The organism is Nocardia sp. SSK8 (genome assembly GCF_037034205.1).
GTDB lineage: Bacteria > Actinomycetota > Actinomycetes > Mycobacteriales > Mycobacteriaceae > Nocardia.
The window spans coordinates 1-20,112 of sequence record NZ_JBAGKD010000020.1; the positions used below are offsets into that span (position 1 = coordinate 1).

The 20,112-nt window shown below is 70.2% G+C and carries 18 protein-coding genes; 5 read left to right on the forward strand and 13 right to left on the reverse strand.

The genetic code is table 11. From position 1 onward, the window contains the following. Positions 1–207: 207 nt before the first annotated feature. Genes WA675_RS26125 through ssd form a run of 3 tightly spaced genes read right to left on the reverse strand, consistent with a single transcriptional unit; the run spans position 208 to position 3,352 of the window. The gene (locus WA675_RS26125; protein WP_442945723.1) at positions 208–969 is read right to left on the reverse strand and encodes a type II secretion system F family protein; all 762 of its coding nucleotides are present in this window, start codon (positions 967–969) and stop codon (positions 208–210) included. A 38-nt stretch (positions 970–1,007) separates the two neighbouring features. Next, positions 1,008–2,186, reverse strand: coding sequence for a TadA family conjugal transfer-associated ATPase (locus WA675_RS26130; RefSeq protein ID WP_336087925.1), 1,179 nt, complete (start codon positions 2,184–2,186; stop codon positions 1,008–1,010). Further along, the gene (ssd, locus tag WA675_RS26135; protein ID WP_336087926.1) at positions 2,183–3,352 is read right to left on the reverse strand and encodes a septum site-determining protein Ssd; all 1,170 of its coding nucleotides are present in this window, start codon (positions 3,350–3,352) and stop codon (positions 2,183–2,185) included. The genes WA675_RS26130 and ssd overlap by 4 nt, the downstream gene beginning before the upstream one ends. A gap of 415 nt (positions 3,353–3,767) precedes the next feature. Between ssd and WA675_RS26140 the strand changes: the two genes are divergently transcribed. Next, a complete protein-coding gene (locus WA675_RS26140) occupies positions 3,768–4,562 on the forward strand; it encodes an HAD-IB family hydrolase (RefSeq protein ID WP_336087978.1) in 795 nt (264 codons plus the stop codon). A 429-nt stretch (positions 4,563–4,991) separates the two neighbouring features. On the opposite strand, the gene WA675_RS26145 is transcribed toward WA675_RS26140, so the two are convergent. From WA675_RS26145 to WA675_RS26170, 6 genes are all read right to left on the reverse strand, one after another. After that, positions 4,992–5,741 (reverse strand): oxidoreductase, encoded by a 750-nt coding sequence (locus tag WA675_RS26145; protein WP_336087928.1) that lies wholly within the window; start codon positions 5,739–5,741, stop codon positions 4,992–4,994. Between the two features lie 11 nt (positions 5,742–5,752). Continuing rightward, a complete protein-coding gene (locus WA675_RS26150) occupies positions 5,753–5,917 on the reverse strand; it encodes a hypothetical protein (protein ID WP_336087930.1) in 165 nt (54 codons plus the stop codon). A 212-nt stretch (positions 5,918–6,129) separates the two neighbouring features. After that, positions 6,130–7,794: an ABC transporter ATP-binding protein gene (locus tag WA675_RS26155; RefSeq protein WP_336087931.1), complete on the reverse strand. Its 1,665-nt coding sequence runs from the start codon at positions 7,792–7,794 to the stop codon at positions 6,130–6,132. Beyond that, positions 7,791–8,720: an ABC transporter permease gene (locus tag WA675_RS26160; RefSeq protein ID WP_336087933.1), complete on the reverse strand. Its 930-nt coding sequence runs from the start codon at positions 8,718–8,720 to the stop codon at positions 7,791–7,793. Before WA675_RS26160 ends, WA675_RS26155 begins: the two co-directional genes overlap by 4 nt. After that, positions 8,713–9,639, reverse strand: coding sequence for an ABC transporter permease (locus tag WA675_RS26165; RefSeq protein ID WP_336087935.1), 927 nt, complete (start codon positions 9,637–9,639; stop codon positions 8,713–8,715). Before WA675_RS26165 ends, WA675_RS26160 begins: the two co-directional genes overlap by 8 nt. Before the next feature lie 8 nt (positions 9,640–9,647). After that, positions 9,648–11,285, reverse strand: a complete 1,638-nt coding sequence (locus tag WA675_RS26170) for a peptide ABC transporter substrate-binding protein (protein ID WP_442945724.1) — start codon at positions 11,283–11,285, stop codon at positions 9,648–9,650. A gap of 194 nt (positions 11,286–11,479) precedes the next feature. Here WA675_RS26170 and acs point away from each other — a divergent pair, with 194 nt between their 5' ends. From acs to WA675_RS26190, 4 genes are all read left to right on the forward strand, one after another. After that, the gene (gene acs, locus WA675_RS26175) at positions 11,480–13,438 is read left to right on the forward strand and encodes an acetate--CoA ligase (protein WP_336087939.1); all 1,959 of its coding nucleotides are present in this window, start codon (positions 11,480–11,482) and stop codon (positions 13,436–13,438) included. A 159-nt stretch (positions 13,439–13,597) separates the two neighbouring features. Continuing rightward, on the forward strand, positions 13,598–14,830 hold the full coding sequence (gene nhaA / locus WA675_RS26180; RefSeq protein ID WP_336087940.1) for a Na+/H+ antiporter NhaA: 1,233 nt from the start codon (positions 13,598–13,600) through the stop codon (positions 14,828–14,830). After that, positions 14,827–15,315, forward strand: coding sequence for a phage holin family protein (locus WA675_RS26185; protein WP_336087941.1), 489 nt, complete (start codon positions 14,827–14,829; stop codon positions 15,313–15,315). The genes nhaA and WA675_RS26185 overlap by 4 nt, the downstream gene beginning before the upstream one ends. 55 nt (positions 15,316–15,370) lie before the next feature. Continuing rightward, positions 15,371–16,357, forward strand: a complete 987-nt coding sequence (locus WA675_RS26190) for an alpha/beta fold hydrolase (protein ID WP_336087942.1) — start codon at positions 15,371–15,373, stop codon at positions 16,355–16,357. 42 nt (positions 16,358–16,399) lie between these two features. Here WA675_RS26190 and WA675_RS26195 read toward each other — a convergent pair whose 3' ends face one another. The 4 genes from WA675_RS26195 to nth all read right to left on the reverse strand — a co-directional run bounded on the left by WA675_RS26195 (position 16,400) and on the right by nth (position 20,099). Beyond that, positions 16,400–17,593 carry a MarP family serine protease gene (locus WA675_RS26195; protein ID WP_336087943.1) on the reverse strand — a complete coding sequence of 398 codons (1,194 nt, stop codon included), beginning with the start codon at positions 17,591–17,593 and terminating at the stop codon, positions 16,400–16,402. 156 nt (positions 17,594–17,749) lie between these two features. Further along, a complete protein-coding gene (locus WA675_RS26200) occupies positions 17,750–18,478 on the reverse strand; it encodes an NUDIX hydrolase (RefSeq protein WP_336087945.1) in 729 nt (242 codons plus the stop codon). 41 nt (positions 18,479–18,519) lie between these two features. Next, positions 18,520–19,002 (reverse strand): TlpA family protein disulfide reductase, encoded by a 483-nt coding sequence (locus WA675_RS26205; RefSeq protein ID WP_442945725.1) that lies wholly within the window; start codon positions 19,000–19,002, stop codon positions 18,520–18,522. Positions 19,003–19,418: 416 nt separating this feature from the next. Continuing rightward, positions 19,419–20,099 (reverse strand): endonuclease III, encoded by a 681-nt coding sequence (gene nth / locus WA675_RS26210; protein ID WP_336087980.1) that lies wholly within the window; start codon positions 20,097–20,099, stop codon positions 19,419–19,421. Between the last annotated feature and the right edge of the window lie 13 nt (positions 20,100–20,112).

Sequence of the window (20,112 nt, forward strand, 5' to 3'; positions counted from 1 at the left end):
CCCCGTCGGGCCGCACGCTGCCCGCACCAGACCGTGCCCGGCTCCCGCCACGCTGCACGCTGCCCGCACCGGACCGTCGTCGTTCGCAACGCCGAAGCCAACCGCGAACCGGAAGAGCGTCGTACCGGCCGACGCGATGTGACAGTGCCAGCCGGTGCGCAGCGTGGCGGGCCCGATTTCTCCTGGCCCGGCGAATTGATGTCCTCGTCATGCGGTCCCCCGGCGGGTGATGACATCTGTCCACAGCAATCCACAGCAGGCCAAGGCCGCGCCGAGTGGGAGGAGTAGTTGGCCTGCGGGGGCAGTGAAGAGGATGGCGAGAGGGGCGGCGCCCATCAGTTGGCCCAGGGCTATGCCGATGACGGGGAGGATCGCGAGGACGGTGGCGGAGGCGCGGGCGCCTGCCAGGGCGGCTTCGGTGCGGTCGCGGAAACGGAGGCGGCCGAGGAGGTCGGTGCGGGCGGCGGCGAGGAGTTCGGCTAGGGCGAGGCCGTATTGCTCGGCGACGCGCCAGGCGGTGGCGATACGGGAGAGTTCTTCGGCTACCGGCGAATTCGGGTGAAGCCAGCCGTCGGCACCGGAGCCGCCGAGGCGGCTGCGGCCCGCGCTGACGGCAAGGGCCCGGGCGGCCTCGCCGCGGGATTCACCGGCGGCCGACTCGGCGGCGGCGCTGGGATGGGCGCCGACCCGCAGTTCCCCGATGACCGCCTCGAGCCCGGCCAGCAGATGGCCGCACTCCTGCCTGCGAGTACGCTCGCCGAGCGCGCGCCGCCGCCGCACCGCGACGGTGACGCTGAGCATGAGCGCCGCCAACCCGGTGCCGAGCCCGAAGACGAACGCCGCGCCGCCGACCGCGATCGCCGCACACCACTCCACAGGGATCCGCTTCGGTGTGCGCGCACGGCCCACGCCGAACATCCGGCGGAACCGGCGCCGGTCACCGGCGATCGGCACCACGAGCAAAGCCACCGCACAGCAGAGCAATCCTGTCCCCAGTGATCCCCAGTTCATCCGAGCCGCACCTCGAGCAGTCGCCGCAGCTCGACGGCGCCGGGCACCGGAAGGTCGTCGGAGCGCCAGGCGGGGGTGATGTGGATGCCGCCGGAATCTCGTTCCAGCACACCGATTTCGCGCAGTTCACGGGTGCCGTCGGCAAGCCGGTGAACGTGCAGGACGACCTGAACGGCGGCGGCGAGCTGGCTGTGCAGCGCGGCACGGTCCATGCCGCCGAGGGCGGCCAGTGCTTCCAGACGGGCCGGTACCTCCTGGGGCGAATTGGCGTGCACCGTACCGGCACCGCCGTCGTGGCCGGTATTGAGCGCGGTCAGCAGGTCGACCACCTCGGCGCCGCGGACCTCGCCGACGACGATGCGGTCGGGACGCATCCGCAGCGCCTGGCGCACCAGGTCGCGGACGGTGACCGCGCCGACGCCTTCGACATTGGCGGTGCGCGCCACCAGCCGCACGACATGGGGATGGACGGGCGCGAGTTCGGCGGCGTCCTCCACGCAGATGATACGTTCGGCCGGGTCGACCGCCGCGAGCAACGCGGAAAGCATCGTAGTTTTCCCTGCGCCGGTTCCCCCGACCACCAGGAAGGCCAGCCGGGCGCGCACGATGTCGGACAGCAGGCGATACGCGTCGGGCGGTACCGATCCGGCGGCGGCGAGCGCGTCCAGGCCCTGGGTGGCGGGACGCAGCACGCGCAGCGACAGGCAGGTGCCGTCGTGGGCGACGGGCGCGAGGACCGCGTGCAGGCGCACCCCGAATGCCTCGCCCAGGGTCGCCTCGGTGGCGAGTTTGCCGTCGACCCAGGGTTGCGCGTCGTCGAGCCGCCGTCCTGCCGACAGGGCCAGGCGCTGGGCCAGGCGGCGGACCGCCGCGTCGTCGGCGAAGCGGACCTCGGTGCGTTCGAGGCCGTGACCACGGTCGACCCAGACCGAGTCGGGCCCGGTGACCAGCACATCGGCGACGCGCGGGTCGTGCAGCAGCGGCTCGAGGAGTCCGGCGCCGGTCATCTCGGTCTGCAGCAGGCGCAGGGCGCGCAGCAGGTCGGTGTCGGCGAGGACGCCGCCGGATTCGGCGCGAACGGCGGCGGCCAGCTGGGCCGCGTCGGGCTCGCCCGGGTGTTCGGCGAGGCGTTCGCGGACCCGATCGAGCAGCTCGGCCGTGACGAAGGCGCTCATCGCCGCTCCGCCCCGACCACGGCGAGCACCGCGTCGGCGGCCTCGCGCAATGGGCTCCGGCGGCGCACGGTGAGCCCGCCGCGTTCGAGCCGGGCGGCCAGACCCGCGTCCCCGCGCACGGCGGCGAGCAGCGGGAGCCCGAGCACCTCGGCCACCTCGGCCCCGCGCAGACCACCGGGCGCCGGGCCGCGAACAATCAAGCCCCGGTTGGGATTTCGCTCGCCGAGATATCCGGCGACCACCTCCGCCGCCGCGACCGCTCGCAGCCGAGCGGGAACGACGAGCACGACCAGATCGGCGGCATCGACCATCACATCGGCCGCCGAGCCACGCTCCCCCGATACGTCACAGACCACCAGATCGCCTGCGGCCCTGCCGGATTCGATGACGGCGCGCACAGCCGCGGGTGCCAGCTCGCCGGTGGCGCGCCCGACGGGCGCAGCAGCGGTACCGGCGCCAGGCTGCCGATCCGCACCCGGGCGCCCGCGAACCCGCCCGCATGAGAGCACCGCCAACCCGGGCGCCGCCGCGGGCAGCGCGCCGTGCAGCGCGGCGGCGGAGACCCGCCCGTCCTCGATGACCAGGTCCGGCCAGCGCAGTCCGGCGGTGTTCTCCATGCCGAGTACCAGGTCGATCCCGCCGCCGAGTGGGGCGCCGTCGATCAGCACGATGTCGCGCCGGAGCTGGCGGGCGGCCGCGCGCAGGGCCGTGGCGGCGGCCAGCGTGGTGGCGCCCGCGCCGCCACCGGCACCGGCGACGGCGACGACCACCCCGGCCCCGGTGGCGGGCTCGGCGTGTGCGGCGAACTGCTCGACGAGGGCGACGGCGTCGCCGGGCAACGCGACGACCCGTTCGGCGCCAACCGCGGTGGCGGCCTGCCAGTCGGGCACCGCCGGTTCGCCCTCGGTGACCAGCACGATCCCGGGTCTTCGCGGACAGCCCGCGGCGGTGGCCGCCCGCGCGGCGGCGGTATCGAGGACGACCAGCCCGGCCGCCGACCAGGCGTGCCTGCTGACCGGCATGGCCCGCTCGTCGGTGCCGCGTTCGGCGGCCGCGGCGACGCGGCGGACTTCGTTGCGCAGCCGGGGATCGGCGACGAGCACGAGCGCGGGGGCGAGGGCGAGGGCGACCGGCGCGGAGGTGCGGAGCGGTGCGGCGAGGTTCATGCAGCTCAGCGTGGTCGAGTCCGCGAACTGTCAACAGTCACCGGTGGCCGATTGTGGATAACTCGGGGGTGTGGAGAACTTTTCCGCACCTGGCCGGAAATAGAGGACGGCCCCAGCCGGGGGGGAGGAGGCTGGGGCCGTCGGGTTCAGCCCCGGGGGGTCGGGCTGAACGCGCCTGGACTATGTCCAGGTGCCAGCAATACTACACCCATCCCCCGCCGCGGGCGCAAGTAGCGTTCGCCACCATCTTCGGGCGTTTCGCGCCTCCGGCGTCCCCGGGGCAAACCCTGTGAAGTCGCTGTGCAGGGCGCCTCCTGCGGACCCGGCCGCGCGTGCCTATTCTGTTGACGTGACCGACGATCGCGACCAGACATCGCCCACGGACACAAGTCTCGCCGATACCGGCCGGGCGCCGGTGCCGGGCGGACGTGTCGCGGCGTTCTTCGATCTCGACAAAACGGTGATCGCGAAATCGAGCGCGTTCGTGTTCAGCAAACCGTTCTACGCCCAGGGTCTGCTCAACCGCCGGGCGGTCCTGGAGAGCAGCTACGCGCACTTTTTGTTCCTGCTCTCGGGGGCCGATCACGACCAGATGGAACGGATGCGGGCAAACCTGGCCAACATGTGCGCGGGCTGGGATGTCGAGCAGGTGAAATCCATTGTGGCAGAGACACTTCACGATCTGGTGGACCCGCTGATCTACGCCGAGGCGGCCGATCTGATCGCCGATCACAAGATCCGCGGGCACGACGTGGTGATCGTCTCGGCCTCCGGCGAGGAAATCGTGACGCCGATCGCCCAGGCGCTGGGCGCCTCGCACACCGAGGCCACCAGGATGGTGGTCGAGGACGGCAAGTACACCGGTGACATCGAGTTCTACTGCTACGGCGAGGGCAAGGTGGCCGCGATCGAAAAGCTCGCCGCCACAGAGGGTTACGACCTGTCGCGCTGCTACGCCTACTCCGACTCGGTGACCGACGTGCCGATGCTGAGCGCCGTCGGCCACCCGACCGCGGTGAACCCCGACCGGGGGTTGCGCAAGGAGGCCGCCGCGCGCGGCTGGCCGGTGCTGATCTTCTCCAATCCGGTGTCGCTGTGGTCCCGTTTCCAGGCCCCGTCGAGCACCACCGTGGCGGCTACCGCGGCCGTCGGACTGAGTGCGATCGTCGCCGGGGCGATCAGCTACCGGCTGCTACGGAAACGTCGCTGACCTGCGTCGGGACGGCAACGCCCCAGCACGGATCGCGGGCAGACACGCCGAAAATCGCGGTATTCGGTAATGCCTGAGAAATGCTTGATGTGAATGCGGTCACAGTGTAAGAATGGAGTCACGGAAGGACGGAAGGCCAAGACGGAGCCGGAAGAGAAGGTTTCGCCTCCCATCCCACCCTTCCCAGCACGGACGCCAGGCACCCACGCGGAGCGCGCCGCGACAAGGGCAGCAGAGTTGTGGGCCTGCGAAATTCGGGCAGTCGTCGGCGAACGCCTCGCACAGGTTGCGGGGATGAACCGGCGGGGTTCGGATGATCGCCGAGGCCACCGAACACAACCCACCGAGCACGCTTGGTAACCGGGTGTTCCGTGCTAGCGGGCGGCGAGGCCGAGGAATCGGCTACGCCGCCCGTTTCGATGTCCGGGGTCAGTTCGCGGCGGCGGCGTCGGCGATCGAGTTCGCCTCGCGGGCACCGTCTTCCAGTGCGCCCGCGCAGAACAGCACCCAGCCGCCCACGCCCTCGGCGGTGCCCATGCCGAAGGCCGCGGCTGCGTCGAGGTAGGCCTGACGACGGCGCAGCCAGAAGACCTCGGGGACGCCGAGGCTGTGCGGGTCGAGGCCGCTGGCCACCGCCACCAGCCGGGAGGCGCCGCGCGCGACCACGCCGTCGGCGGTGCCGAACGGGCGCAGGGTCAGCAGTTCGCCGTGCACGACCGCCGCGATCACCGGCGCGGGCGCCTTGCTGGACTGGACCGTCTGCACGAGCAGGTCGAGTCGTTCGGCCACGCCGGGGGTGGTGCGCGGCCTGCCGAGTTCCTGCTCGTCCTCGACCAGGTCGGCGGCGGCGAGCAGGTGCAGCCGGGCCAGGGCCTGCAGCGGGGCGCGGCGCCAGGTGCCGACCAGGTTGTTGAGCGCGTCGCCGTCGAGGGCCTGACCCACGCGCAGGGCGCCCGCCAGGACCGGATCGCTGACCTGTCCGTCGGCGGGGAGGTCGGTGCTCGCGCCCTCGATGGCGGCCGACGAACGCGCGGCCCGGACCGCGGCTTCGGCGGCGGTGGTCGCCCAGCCGCGCCGGTTGGACCGGTGCCGGTGCACCGCGGCGAGCGCGTCGCGGGCCTTGTCGGCGGCGTCACGCACGCCGGGCAGGTCGACCAGGGGCTGCAGCGGATCAGTCACGGCATACGAGGCTACCGTTCGAGGACAGCGCGCTCGACGACGACGTGCAGCCCGCCGACGCGCGGCCAGCTCCGGTCCGGCCACAGCGTTTCGGCCAGCCGTTTCGCGGCCGGGGTCTTGGCCCGGCGCCGCCGCGATTCGAGCTCGGCCTGCCGTTCGGCGTCGATCCGATCCATCGGCGTCTCCTACCCCTGCGACTCACACCGCACCACCTCGGACCAGCTCACGCTACGCCGACCGGGTGACATCGCTCGCCGAATCCGGCGCCGGGCTGCCGCATCACGAGCTCACGAACCGCCGATTCGCAGCGACCGGCTTCCGTATGCCCGGTGTCGGCCACGAGCTCCAAAGCGGGCGTCGCGCGCATCAGGCGTAGGGCCGGTCCCCCTCACCCGGTGAGCAGCTCGCGGCCCGGGATCGCCTCGAGCAGTGTTCGCGTGTACTCCTGCCGCGGTGCGGCGAACACCTCGTCGGTGGTCGCCGACTCCACCACCTCACCCGCCCGCATGACCAGCACGTTGTCGGCGATCTGCCGGACGACGGCCAGGTCGTGGGTGATGAACAGATAGGTCAGCCCGAGCTCGGCCTGGAGGTCGTTGAGGAGGGTGAGGATCTGGGCCTGGACCAGCACGTCGAGCGCGGAGACCGCCTCGTCGCAGACCACCAGCTCCGGTGACAGCGCCAGCGCGCGGGCGATGGCGACCCGTTGACGCTGCCCGCCGGACAGTTCGTTGGGGTAGCGGCGCAGCACCGAGGACGGCAGCGAGACCTTGTCCAGCAGGTCGCGCACCACCTTCTCGCGCTCGGCGGCGGTGCCGATGCGGTGCACCCGCAGCGGTTCCTCGATGGTGCGGAAGATGGAGTACATCGGGTCGAGCGAGCCGTAGGGGTTCTGGAAGATGGGCTGCACGCGGCGGCGGAAGGTGAAGGCGCTCTTGCGGTCCAGCGTGGCGACCCGCTGCCCGTCGAAGGCGACGCTGCCCGAGGTCGGTTCGAGCAGGCCGAGCACCATCTGCGCCAGCGTCGACTTGCCCGAGCCGGACTCGCCGACGACGGCGGTGGTGGTGCCCCGCTCGACGGTGCAGCTCACGTCCCGCACCGCGACGAATTCGCTGGCCTGCCAGGGCCGCTTGCCCCGGATCTTGAACGCCTTGGTCAGGTTCCGCACGTCGAGCAGCGTGTCGGGCAGTTCCTCGCGCTCGGCGACCGCCACCGCCTTGGCCCGCACCTGGGCCCGCTGCCGCGCCGAGGACATCCGCTGCGCCGCCAGCGAGGGCGCCGAGCGCACCAGCTTCCTGGTGTACTCGTGCTGCGGATCACGCAGGATCCGCAGCGCCGGGCCGGATTCCACCACCCGGCCGCGATACATCACCACCAGGTGTTCGGCCCGCTCGGCGGCCAGCCCGAGATCGTGGGTGATCAGCAGGACCGCGGTGCCCAGCTCGGTGGTGAGCCCGTCGAGGTGGTCGAGGATCTGGCGCTGCACGGTGACGTCCAGCGCCGAGGTCGGCTCGTCGGCGATGAGCAGCTTCGGCCGGCAGGACAGGCCGATGGCGATGAGCGCGCGCTGGCGCATGCCGCCGGAGAACTCGTGCGGATACTGGTTCACCCTGCGTTCGGCGTCGGGCATCCCGGCCTCGGTCAGCAGCTCGATCGCGCGTTCGCGGGCGGCGGCACCGGTGGCGATGCCATTGGCGGCCAGGGTCTCCCGGATCTGGAAGCCGATCTTCCACACGGGATTCAGATTCGACATCGGGTCCTGCGGCACCAGCCCGATGCCGTTGCCGCGGATCGCGACGATCTGTTTGGCCGAGGCGGTCGTGAGCTCGGTGCCGTCGAAGGTGATCCGGCCGCCGGTAACCGCGCCGGTGCCGGGCAGCAGGTCGATGATGGCGTGCGCGGTGGTCGACTTGCCCGACCCGGACTCGCCGACGATGGCCACGGTCTGGCCGGGGAACACGGTGAGGTTCACCCCGCGCACGGCCGGTACCGGGGTGCCGTCGGTGGTGAAGCTGACCTCGAGGTCGCGGATGTCGAGCAGCGGTTCGGTCATCGGGTGCGCTCCTTGGGATCGAGCGCGTCGCGCACGGCGTCGCCGAGCATGATGAAACTCAGCACCGTGATGGCCAGCGCGGTCGCCGGGTAGAACAGGATCGGCGAGGTGCGGATCTCGGTCTTGGCCCTGGCGATATCGGTGCCCCAGGACACGATGTCCGGTGGCAGGCCGACGCCGAGATAGGACAGCGTCGCCTCGGTGACGATGAAGACGCCCAGCCACAGCGTCGCCACCACGATCAGCGGCCCGGCCGCGTTCGGCAGCACATGCCGCAGCAGGGTGCCCAGCCGCGAGACACCCAATGCCTTCGCGGCGGTGACGTATTCGCTGTTCTTGGCCTCGATCACCGCGCCGCGGGCGATGCGCGCGGCCTGCGGCCAGGTGAAGGCCACCAGGATCAGGATCACCGCGGTCACCGTGGCCGGGCGCAGCAGTTGCAGCAGCACGATGGCGGCCAGCACCATCGGGATGGCGAAGAAGATCTCGGCGATGCGCGAGACAATGGTGTCGAGCAGGCCGCCGTAGAACCCGGCCAGCGCGCCGAGCACCCCGCCGACCAGCAGGAACAGCAGCGCCGACCCGATGCCGACGGTCACCGAGGCGCGGGCGCCGTAGATCGTGCGGGCGTAGATGTCGCAGCCCTGCTTGTCGAAACCGAACGGGTGACCGGGGCGCGGCCCGTCCATGCCGAACTCGCCCAGGCACAGGCGCGGGTCCTGCGCGGTGAACAGCGACGGCCAGCACACGACCAGCAGCACCAGCACGATCAGCACGACCGCCACCAGGAACACCGGATTGCGCCGCAGCCGCCGCCACGCGTCGCCCCAGATGCTGGTCGGCGTGCCGGTGTCGAGCACCCGGTCGGTGGCCAGCACCGTCACCTCGTCGGCGGGGGCCACGAAATGCCGTTGGCTCTCATGCATAACGGATCCTCGGGTCGAGCACGGCGTAGAGCAGGTCGATGAGCAGGTTCATCACCAGGAACACCACCACCAGCACCGTCACGAACGACACCACCGTCGGCGGCTCGCCGCGGACGATCGCCTGGTAGACGGTGCCGCCGACGCCGGGAATGTTGAAGATGCCCTCGGTGACGATGGCGCCCGCCATCAGCACCCCGAGATCGGCGCCGAGGAAGGTGACCACCGGGATCATCGAATTGCGCAGGATGTGCACGGTGACCACCCGTCGTCGGCCCAGTCCCTTCGCGGTGGCGGTGCGCACGTAGTCGGCGGTTTTGTTCTCCGCCACCGAGTTCCGCGTCAGCCGCAGCACATAGGCGAACGACAGCGACCCCAGCACGAACGCCGGAACGAGCAGCTCACCCAGACTCGCCCGCCCGCTGACGGTCACCGGCGCGATCCCCCACTTCACCCCGAGGAAGAACTGCGCCAGGTACCCGACCACGAACACCGGCAGCGCGATCAGCACCAGGCTCGCGATCAGCATCGTCGAATCGAACAGCTTGCCCTTGCGCAAGCCCGCGATCAGGCCGAACACAATGCCGAACACGCCCTCGATGAGCACCGCGAGGAAGGCCAGCTTGATGGTGATCGGGAAGGCGCGCTCCAGTTCGGCGCGGACCGGCCTGCCCGAGAACGAGGTTCCGAAATCGAGGGTGACGATGCCCTTCAGATAGTGCAGGTACTGCACGATGAACGGCTGGTCGAGGTGATAGCGGGCGCGCAGGGCCGCCTCGGCCGCCGGGGTCAGCGGCTTCTCCCCGGCGAGCGCCTTGATGGGGTCGCCGGGGATGAGGAAGACCATGCCGTAGATCAGCAGGGTGGCGCCGAGGAACACCGGGATCATCTGGAGCAGGCGCCGGAGTATGTACCAACCCATCCGCGTTGCTACTTCTCGATGTTCTCGAAGTCGAACAATCCGTTCCAGGCCAATTCGGCGTTACGCACCCGGTCCGAGCAGCCCGCCGCGGCGACATAGTCGAACACCGGGATATCGGCCATGTCCTCGATCATGATGGTCTGTGCCTGGGCGATCAGCTGGTAGGACTCCTGCTGGGTGGGGGCGGCCATGGCGGCGTCGAAGAGCCGGTCGACCGCGGGATTGTCGTAGTCGACATTGTTGGTCTCGGAGTAGCTGTAGTACTGCGAGGACAGGAACTGCATCATCGTCGGGTAGTCGCCCTGCCAGCCGTAGCGGAAGGCGGTGCCGATGGTTTTGGCGTTCACCGCGTCGCGCACGTTCTTGAACGTGGGCACCGGGTTGGCGACCGCCTCGATGCCGAGGGTGTTCTTCACGCTGTTGGCCACGGCTTCGATCCAGGCCTGGTGACCGCCGTCGGAGTTGTAGGTGATGGTGTATTTGCCCGACCACGGTGAGAGGGCGTCGGCCTGTGCCCAGAGTTTCTTGGCCTCGTCGGGGTTGTACTCGAACACCTCGGAACCGGGCAGGTCGTCGCGGTAGCCGGGCAGGGTGGCGGCGGTGAAATCGCGGGCGGGCAGGCGCAATCCGTTGAAGATCTTCTCGCTGATCTGCGGGCGGTTGATCGCCATGGAGATCGCCCGGCGGCGCAGCACGCCTTCCTCGCCGCCGAAATGCGGCACGGTGGTCTGGATGCCGATGTGCTGGTTCTGCGCGGTCGGCTTGGTGATGGCGCGGTCGCCGAGATCATCCTTGTACGAGGTCAGGGCGCTGTCGGGAATGGTGTCGAGGGTGTCGAGATTGCCCGCCTGCAGATCCGCGTAGGCGGTTTCGTAGGACTGGTACATGACGAACCGCAGGCCCTTGTTCTTGGCCGGGCGGCCACCGGGGTAGTCCGGGTTGGGCTTCAGATCGATCTTGACATTGTGTTCCCAGGACTCGAACGCGTAGGGACCGTTGCCGACCGGGTTCTCGCCGAAGGCCCGCATGTCGGCGAACGCGGATTCGGGCAGCGGATAGAACGGGGCGTAACCGAGCGCGCTCTCGAAATCGATGGACGGTGATTTCAATTCCACGGTGAACGTGCGATCGTCGACCACTTTCAGACCCGACATGGTCTCCGCCGTGGGCTTCTCGGCATTCACTTCATCGAATCCGACAATCGGCGTGAAGACATAACTCTGCAATTGCGCATTGGTGGCAAGGGCGCCGTAATTCCACGCGTCGACGAAAGATTTCGCGGTTACCGTGGTGCCGTCGGTGAATTTCCAGTCCGGCTTGATGGTGATGCGATAGGACTTGCGATCGGCGGTCTCGATCCGCTCCGCCATCTCGTCGTGTGCCGTGCCGGTGGCGTCGTAGTACTTGAGCCCGGCGAACAGGCGGTCGACCACGCGACCACCCATGTTCTCGTTGGTATTGGTGGGCACCAACGGATTCTGCGGCTCGCCCGCGTTGGTGGTGACGATGTCCGGGTCGATACCGTCGCCGGACGAGCAGGCGGTCAGGACGAGGCCCGCGGCGGTGACGGCGGCGGCGATCAACGCGGTGGCTTTACTGAATCTCAACGCGGTCTCCCGAAATAAATGAACAATTCTCGGAACCATCAGCTGAACGGTTGAGATAAAACGATAGCCCGCGACCGGCCGGTCTGTCCGCGAAGTCATCGGATGAACCCACCGGCGAAACCTGCGTGATACAACCGCCGCGCGCGGCGGGGTGGGGTGACTACTGTCGAGGGAGCAGGGCTGGCGCCCTCGCGACCGACCCGACCGCACTAGGCATGTGAGGCTGAATCGACATGACCGAAACCGCTGCAGGACACCCGGACTCGTTCCCGCCGAGCGCGGAGTTCGCCGCGTCGGCCAACGCGGACGCCGCACTGTACGAGCAGGGCGAGACCGATCGCGACGGCTTCTGGGCCGAGCAGGCGAACCGACTGCACTGGCACCGGCCCTTCACCCAGGTGCTGGACTGGACCGCCGCGCCCGTCGCGCGCTGGTTCGCCGACGGCGAGCTCAATGTCGCCTACAACTGCGTGGACCGGCATGTCTTCGACGGGCACGGCGATCAGGTCGCCATCCACTGGGAGGGTGAACCCGGCGATTCGCGCGACATCACCTATCGCGAACTGCTCGAAGAGGTTTCGCAGGCGGCGAACTACCTGACCGAACTCGGGCTGGAAGCCGGGGACCGGGTCGCGATCTATATGCCGATGGTGCCCGAGGCGATCGTTTCGATGCTGGCGTGCGCGCGACTGGGACTCACACACTCGGTGGTCTTCGCCGGGTTCTCGCCCAGCGCCTTGCGTCAGCGGGTCGACGATGCCGAAGCGCGGCTGATCATCACCACCGACGGACAGTGGCGGCGCGGCAAGCCCGCCCCGCTCAAGGAGGCCGTGGACGAGGCGCTCGCCGCCAAGGGCGATGTGCCGTCCTCGGTGGAGCACGTGCTGGTGGTGCGGCGGGTGGGCACCGAGGTGCCCTGGACCGACGGGCGTGACCTGTGGTGGCACGAGACCGTGTCGACCTCGTCGCCGACGCATGAGGCGCGGTCCTTCCCCGCCGAGCACCCGCTGTTCATCCTCTACACCTCCGGCACCACCGGAAAACCCAAGGGCATCCTGCACACCACCGGCGGCTACCTCACCCAAACCGCCTACACCCACCACAACGTCTTCGACCACAAAGCCGGACAAGACGTCTACTGGTGCACCGCCGACATCGGCTGGGTCACCGGTCACAGCTACATCGTCTACGGCCCCCTCGCCAACCGCGCCACCCAAGTCGTCTACGAAGGCACCCCCAACTCCCCCAACGAACACCGCCACTTCGAGATCATCGAGAAATACGGCGTCACCATCTACTACACCGCGCCCACCTTGATCCGCACCTTCATGAAATGGGGACGCGAGATCCCCGACGCCCACAACCTCACCTCCCTGCGCCTGCTCGGCTCCGTCGGCGAACCCATCAACCCCGAAGCCTGGCGCTGGTACCGCACCATCATCGGCGCCGACAAGACCCCGATCGTGGACACCTGGTGGCAGACCGAAACCGGCGCCATCATGATCTCCCCCCTGCCCGGCGTCACCGCCACCAAACCCGGCGCCGCCATGCGCCCGCTGCCCGGAATCTCGGCCAAGGTCGTCGACGAAGAGGGCAAGCCGGTGCAGCTCGGGGAGACCGAGGCCAATGGGTACCTGGTGCTCGACAAGCCGTGGCCGTCCATGCTGCGCGGTATCTGGGGCGATATGGACCGCTACCGGGCCACCTACTGGGAGCGCTACGCCGAGCAGGGCTGGTACTTCGCGGGCGATGGCGCCAAGCTCGACGCCGACGGGGATCTGTGGGTGCTCGGCCGCGTCGATGACGTCATGAATGTCTCCGGGCACCGCATCTCCACCGCCGAGGTCGAATCGGCGCTGGTCGGGCACCCGGCGGTGGCCGAGGCGGCGGTGGTCGGCGCCAGCGACGCCACCACCGGGCAGGGCATCGTCGCGTTCGTCATCCTGACCGGCGAGTCGGCGGGCAACGCGGGCGCGGGGCTGGTCGACGAACTCAAAGCGGAAGTCGCCAAGCAGATCAGCCCGATCGCCAAGCCGCGCGAGATCCATCTCGTGCCGGAACTGCCCAAGACCCGCAGCGGCAAGATCATGCGCCGCCTGCTGCGCGATGTGGCCGAGGGACGCGAGCTCGGCGACACCTCGACGCTGGTCGATCCGGGCGTGTTCGAGGCGATTCGCGCGGGCGGCGCCTGAGCCGCGTCCGGCCGGTGGCACGCGATGCCACCGGCCGGGTTCGCTAGGATCTGCGTGAGGTGTGCCGGGAAGTCTGGTCGGCGTGCGGTCGTGAATCCGGGCCCTGCGGGGTGGGACGAGCGCCCGTAGCCGAGTCCACCCCAGCCGAGAGGCCCGCGCTTGATCACCCGTGTGCGATCCGAACTGACCCGCTATCTCCGCACCGAGACGGTCGGCGGCGCGCTGCTGCTCATCGCCGCCGCGGTCGCCCTGATCTGGGTGAACTCGCCCTGGGGCGCGAGCTACCAAACGATGGTCGGCGCCCAGCTGAGCATTCCCGCGCTGCACCTGGACCTCACGCTGGCGGAGTGGACCAAGGACGGGCTGCTCGCTGTCTTCTTCTTCGTCGCTGGCCTGGAACTCAAACGCGAGTTCGCCGTCGGCGAGCTGGCCGATCCGAAACGGGCCGCGCTGCCGGTCATCGCGGCCGTCGGTGGTGTCGTCACCCCGGCGGTGATCGCGCTGGTGGTCGGGCACGGCGTGCCGGGGATGGACAAGGGCTGGGCCATTCCGGTGGCCACCGATATCGCCTTCGCGCTGGCGGTGCTCGCCATGACCGGCTCGCGGATCCCGGCCAGCGCGCGGGTATTCCTGCTGAGCCTGGCCGTGGTGGACGATCTGCTCGCGATCGTGCTGATCGCGGTGCTGTTCACCGCCTCGCTGTCGCTGCTGTGGCTGCTGGCGGCGCTGGCCTGCTGCGCCGCCTGGGCGCTGGCCCAGAAGTTCCGGCTGCACACGCCGCTGGTGTATCTGCCGATCGCGCTGGTGTGCTGGTACGCGCTGCACGAGGCGGGCATCCATCCGACGCTGGCCGGTGTCGCGCTCGGCCTGCTCACCCGCGTGAAGAAGGACCCGGGCGAGCAGATGGCCCCGGCGACCCATCTCGAACATGTCGTGCAGCCGCTCTCGGCGGGGCTGTGTGTGCCGCTGTTCGCGCTGTTCGCCTCCGGTGTGCCGCTCGACGGGGCGGTGTTCGGTTCGCTGTTCACCGACCGGTTGTCGCTGGCGATCATGCTCGGGCTGCTGCTGGGCAAGACCGTCGGCATCTTCGGTGTCAGCTGGGTGACGATCCGGCTTGGCTGGGTGAAACGACCGGCCGGACTGGAATATCGCGACATGTTCGCCCTGTCGGTACTGGGCGCGATCGGGTTCACCGTTAGCCTTCTGGTGGCGGAACTCGCGCTGGCCGATGTCGGTACGCAAGCCATCGATCTCGCGAAGGCGGCCGTCCTGGTGACCTCCATGGCAGCATCGGTGATCGGATCGGCGCTACTGTTGCGCCGAGGACGTGTGCACCAGGCGCGCCGTGACGCGGACGAACTACCACCGGACAGAGAAGGGTCGACGAAGTGAGTTACACCCAAGGCGGAAATGACGGTCGGACGGTCACTTCCATCCCGTTGACCGACGCCAATCCGCCCGGATCGGCCAGCATCGGCAGTCTGGTTCGCGACGCGACCGAGCAGATGTCGACCCTCGTGCGCGCGGAGGTGGCGCTGGCCAAGGCCGAGGTGACCGCCGAGGTCCGCAAGGGGCTCACCGGCAGTGTCTTCTTCATCCTCGCGCTGACGGTGCTGCTGTTCAGCTCGTTCTTCTTTTTCTTCTTCCTCGCCGAACTGCTGGACGTGTGGCTCTACCGCTGGGCCGCGTTCCTGATCGTGTTCGCGCTGATGGTGCTCACCACCGCCCTGCTCGGCTTCCTCGGCTGGCTCAAGGTGCGCAAACTGCGCGCGCCGGAGAAGACCATCGGCTCGCTCAAGCAGGCCGCCGAGGTGCTGCCGCAGGCACTGACCCACCGCGACGCCACCCCGCAGCTGGAGAAGTCGGCCAAGCGATGACGCGCCGGGCGGGCCCGGTCGCACCGGCCGGACCCGCCTACTAGGCTCGATCGGCGTGTCGTCCAATTCATTCCCGGATCCGTCCAGCGTCCGTTACGACGGACCGTGGACCCACCGTGACGTGCACGCCAACGGCATCCGCTTCCACGTCGTGGAGGCCGAATCGACCGGGCGCGCCGACGCGCCCCTGGTCCTGCTCCTGCACGGTTTCGCCGACTTCTGGTGGTCGTGGCGCCACCAGCTCACCGGCCTGCCCGAGCACGGCTACCGCACGGTGGCCGTCGACCTGCGCGGGTACGGCGATTCCGACAAACCGCCGCGCGGCTACGACGGCTGGACGCTGGCAGGCGATATCGCCGGACTCGTCCGCGCGCTCGGACACACCGAGGCGACCCTGGTCGGACACGCCGAAGGCGGCCTGGTCTGCTGGGCGACCGCCGTGCTGCATCCGCGCCTGGTGCGCTCGATCGCCGTCATCGGTTCGCCGCACCCCGCCGCACTCAAGCACGCGGTGCTGCGCGACAGTGCCCAGCGCGCCACCTGGCTGCCCGACTTCCTGCGCTACCAGCTCCCGCGCTACCCCGAACACCTGCTCACCCGCCGCGACGGCGCCGAGGTGGAACGCCTGCTGGCCGAGCGGGTCGGCGAGAAGTGGTCGCACAGCGCCGAATTCACCGAGACCGCGGCCCGCATGCGGCACGCCGTCCGCATCCCCGGCGTGGCCCATTGCGCCCTGGAATACCAGCGCTGGGCCTTCCGCAGCCAGTGGCGCCCCGACGGCAAGCGCTTCATGGCGACGATGCGCACCCCCATCGACATCCCCGTCCTCGCCCTGCGCGGCGACCAGGACCCCTACTTGCTGCCCGCCACCGTCCTCCGTGGCGCCCGCTGGTCCCCCGACCGGACCCTGGTGTCGATCCCGGACGCCGGGCACTACGCGCACCAGGAGAACCCCGCCCGCGTCAACGAGGAGCTGACCACCCGCTGGCGCGAACAGAACGGCGTCAACGGAACTCCCCGGGACGGCCTGGTCTCGCCCTGACCCCACGGCCTCGCCGATCCCCGGACCGGCGAGGCGGCTCGATCAGCTCAGCACGCAGGCGCCGGTGTCGACCGGGGTGCTGCTCGGCGCGGCCGCGGCCAGCTCCGCGGAGACCTCGTTCAGGGTCAGGACGTAGCCCGTGTCGTCATCGGTGACCGCGGCGCCGAAGACCACGCCGAGCACCTGCCCCTCGGTATCGACCAGCGGGCCACCCGAGTTACCCGCGCGGACCTGGCCGCGCACCGTGTAGACCTCGCGCTCGACGGTGCCGTCGCGATGGATCGTAGGCCCGGTCAGATCGAGGGTCTCGCGGACGCGGGCGGCGCTGGCCGTGTACGGGCCGCCACCGGGGTAGCCGAGCACGATGGCGCTCTCGCCGGAGCTCGCCGGGGCGGGGGCCTGCGGGACGACGGGGGCGGTCAGGCCGGGCACCGCGAGCACGGCGATGTCCTTGGACGGGTCGAACAGCACCACGGTGGCGTCCAGGGCGCCGCGCGCGGTGTCCACCGAGACGCTGTTGGTGCCCGCGACGACGTGCGCGTTGGTCATCACCCGTTCCGGCGCGACCACGAAACCCGAACCCTCCAGCGCCCGCTGGCAGCTCGGCGCGACACCGCGGATGCGCAGCACGCTCTGCTGCAGCGAGGCCGCGACGGGGCTGGCGAGCACGCTCGGGTCCGGCGGTTCCACCGCGGCGATCGGCGCGCGGCCGAACGGCCCGATGACGTCCGGCAGCCCGGAGGTGTTCAGCAGCCGGGAGAACTCGTTGGGCAGCTTGCGCAGCCAATTCGGCGCCACCTCGTTGACATCGGCGAGCACCCGCGAACCGTTGATGGCCTGGGCGATACCCGGCTGCGAGGCGGTGGCCAGCGGCAAGGCCAGCAGCCAGGCGGCGACCAGCACGGTCGCCGCCTGCAGCACCGCGCCCACCACGCTGTCGACCCCGCGCGCGACCGGATGCCGCATGCTCGAGCGCGCGGCCCGGCCCAGCACCATGCCCGCGACCTCGCCGACGATCACCAGCAGCACGATCAGCAGGATGCCGCCGAGAACCCGGCTACGCCCCTCGCTCAGGTGCTGCAGGATGTGCGGGGCGATGAGAATGCCCGCCACCGCGCCGAGCGCGACGCCGAAGAACGCGAGCGCCGAGGCCACCGCCCCCTGCCGCCAGCCGGTGGACGCCGCCACCAACGCGATCAGCACCACGGCGATATCAAGCCATACCGACGCGCTCATGCTTCCACCTCGCTGGCGCTCGGCTCCAGCATGACCGCGGTGGCGGCTGTGCCGATTCGCCGCTCGCTGCGCTCGCTCATGCTTCCACCTCGCTGGCGCTCGGCTCCAGCATGACCGCGGTGGCGGCTGTGCCGATTCGCCGCTCGCTGCGCTCGCTCACAGGGTCATACCGACCGCAGCCAACGAGCTCTCCAAGTCACGCACGTCGCCTCGATCCCAGTCTCGTTCCCAGCCCGCTGTTTTGATGATGCCGGCGAGGATACCGCCGGTGAGCCCCCACACCAGCATGCCGTCGACCTGGAACGCGGGGCTCTGGTAGCCGAGACTGCCACGGACCATGAATCTGTGTGCCGGATCGAGCAATTCGGTCAGCGGCACCCGCACGACACGCTCGGTTTCGGCCGGATCGACGACGCCGACCGCGCTGGGTGCCCGCCAGTAGCCGAGCACCGGGGTGACATCGAACTTCGACGGCGGCACGAACAGTTTCGGCAGCACGGCGAACGGCTGGACACCGACCGGATCCAGCCCGGTCTCCTCGGCGGCCTCGCGCAGCGCGGTGCCGATGGGTCCGTTGTCGCCGGGATCGGCGGCGCCACCGGGGAAGGCGATCTGGCCGCGATGCTGGCGCATGGTCGAGGCGCGCTGGGTGAGCAGCACGTCGGCGTCGGCGGGCAGGCCGCCCGGGGCGCTCGCGTCGGGGTCGGCCGGGCCGCCGAAGAGCACCAGCACCGCGGCCTGGCGCGGCTTGCCGGTGATCGACATGGCCCGGCGCAGCGCGCGGGAGGTGGCCAGGGTGTCGTCGGCGTCGGGGCCGCCGGATCTGATCGCGGTGTGCAACCACGATGGGATACCGGAATCGTCGAGCCTGTCCACACCGTTCACGCCATCGCCTTCGATCCGCCCAGCACTGCTCTCACCTTCTGTCATACCGCGACGCCGAGTTTCGCGGACACCGTATCCGCGATGTCGGCCACGTCGGCGAAGGTCCGCACCTCCACACTCGCGATGGTGCCGTCGGCGCGCACCAGCACCGAGACCGGCAGCACCGCGGGCGCGCCCACCGCGGCGCGCACCGACGCCTGCGGATCGGAGACGCCGGGCAGGGTGATGCCGAGACCGGCCAGCCGCTGCAGGGCCTTGGCCTCGTCGGGGTCGCTGTGCACGGTGAGGACGGTGAGCGCCGGGCCCGCCCGCTCGGCGAACTCCTGCAGGTGCGGCAGCTCGACCGCGCACGGGCCACACCAATAGGCCCAGAGATTGAGGAGCGCGGGTTTGCCCGCGAGGGCGGCGGCCAGGTCGACCGGGGTGCCGTCGGCCAGGCAGGTCAGGGTGAGTCCGGCCAGCGGGCCCGTACCGGGTGCGGTCGCCGGACCAGGGGCGGTCGCGGCGCCTGGCGTAGTCGCCACGCCGGGCGTAGTCGCTGCACCAGGCAGGGTCGCGACGCCAGGCGGAGTCGCTGCACCAGGCGGAGTCGCCACGCCGGGCGTAGTCGCTGCACCAGGCGGAGTCGCCACGCCGGGCGTAGTCGCTGCACTGGGCGTGGTCGCCGCACCGGGCGTGGCCGCCGCGCCAGACTCAGTCCCTTCGCCAGATGTGATGGCTGGACCGCGCCCAGTCGCGGGACTCGGGCAGGGTGCGAGACCGGCGGCGGCGCGGTCCTCGGCCGAGACGCTCGCCCGCGGCGGGGTCGCGCCGGTGGTCGTGGTGGTGTCACCGCCGTCGCGCGGCCACAGCGCGACCGTCGCCGCGAGGACGACGATGACCGCGGCCAGCACCCAGCGCACCGCGGGCCGTCGCCAGGGCGACGGGTCGACCGGTTCGCTCACAGCCCGACCAGATCCAGCAGATGCTCGCGCTCCGGCCCCTTGACCAGTTCGGCGGCCACGGCCGGATCGGTGGGCCCGATCCCGAACGACGGGCAGTCCGGGGCCAGCACACAGGCACCGCAGGCGGGCTTGCGGGCGTGACACACCCGGCGGCCGTGGAAGATCACCCGGTGCGAGAGCATCGTCCAGTCCTTGCGCTCGATCAGCTCGCCGACCGCGTGCTCGACCTTGACCGGGTCTTCCTCCTCGGTCCACTGCCAGCGGCGCACCAGCCTGCCGAAATGGGTGTCGACGGTGATGCCGGGAACATCGAAGGCATTGCCGAGGATGACGTTGGCCGTCTTGCGCCCGATTCCGGGCAATTCGACCAATTTCGGCAGGGTGTGAGGCAACTCACCGTCGTATTTCTCGACCAGCGCCTGACCCAGCCCGATCAGCGAACTGGTCTTGTTCCGGTAGAAGCCGGTGGGCCGGATGTATTCCTCCAGTTCGGCCCGGTTGGCCTCGGCGTAGTCGCGCGCGCTGCGGTACTTGGCGAACAGCGCGGGAGTGGTGAGGTTCACCCGGACGTCGGTGCACTGGGCGGACAGGATCGTCGCGACGGCCAATTCCAGCGGCGTGGTGAAGTCGAGTTCGCAGTGCGCGTCGGGGAACGCGGTGGCCAGCGTGCGGTTCATCCGGCGGGCGCGC

Coding starts and splice junctions, on each gene's coding strand:
- WA675_RS26155 (WP_336087931.1), bottom strand. CDS start 7,794: ATGACCGAACCGCTGCTCGACATCCGCGACCTCGAGGTCAGCTTCACC.
- WA675_RS26165 (WP_336087935.1), bottom strand. CDS start 9,639: ATGGGTTGGTACATACTCCGGCGCCTGCTCCAGATGATCCCGGTGTTC.
- WA675_RS26150 (WP_336087930.1), bottom strand. CDS start 5,917: ATGGATCGGATCGACGCCGAACGGCAGGCCGAGCTCGAATCGCGGCGG.
- nth (WP_336087980.1), bottom strand. CDS start 20,099: ATGAACCGCACGCTGGCCACCGCGTTCCCCGACGCGCACTGCGAACTC.
- WA675_RS26195 (WP_336087943.1), bottom strand. CDS start 17,593: ATGAGCGCGTCGGTATGGCTTGATATCGCCGTGGTGCTGATCGCGTTG.
- WA675_RS26130 (WP_336087925.1), bottom strand. CDS start 2,186: ATGAGCGCCTTCGTCACGGCCGAGCTGCTCGATCGGGTCCGCGAACGC.
- WA675_RS26170 (WP_442945724.1), bottom strand. CDS start 11,285: ATGGTTCCGAGAATTGTTCATTTATTTCGGGAGACCGCGTTGAGATTC.
- acs (WP_336087939.1), top strand. CDS start 11,480: ATGACCGAAACCGCTGCAGGACACCCGGACTCGTTCCCGCCGAGCGCG.
- WA675_RS26160 (WP_336087933.1), bottom strand. CDS start 8,720: ATGCATGAGAGCCAACGGCATTTCGTGGCCCCCGCCGACGAGGTGACG.
- ssd (WP_336087926.1), bottom strand. CDS start 3,352: ATGAACCTCGCCGCACCGCTCCGCACCTCCGCGCCGGTCGCCCTCGCC.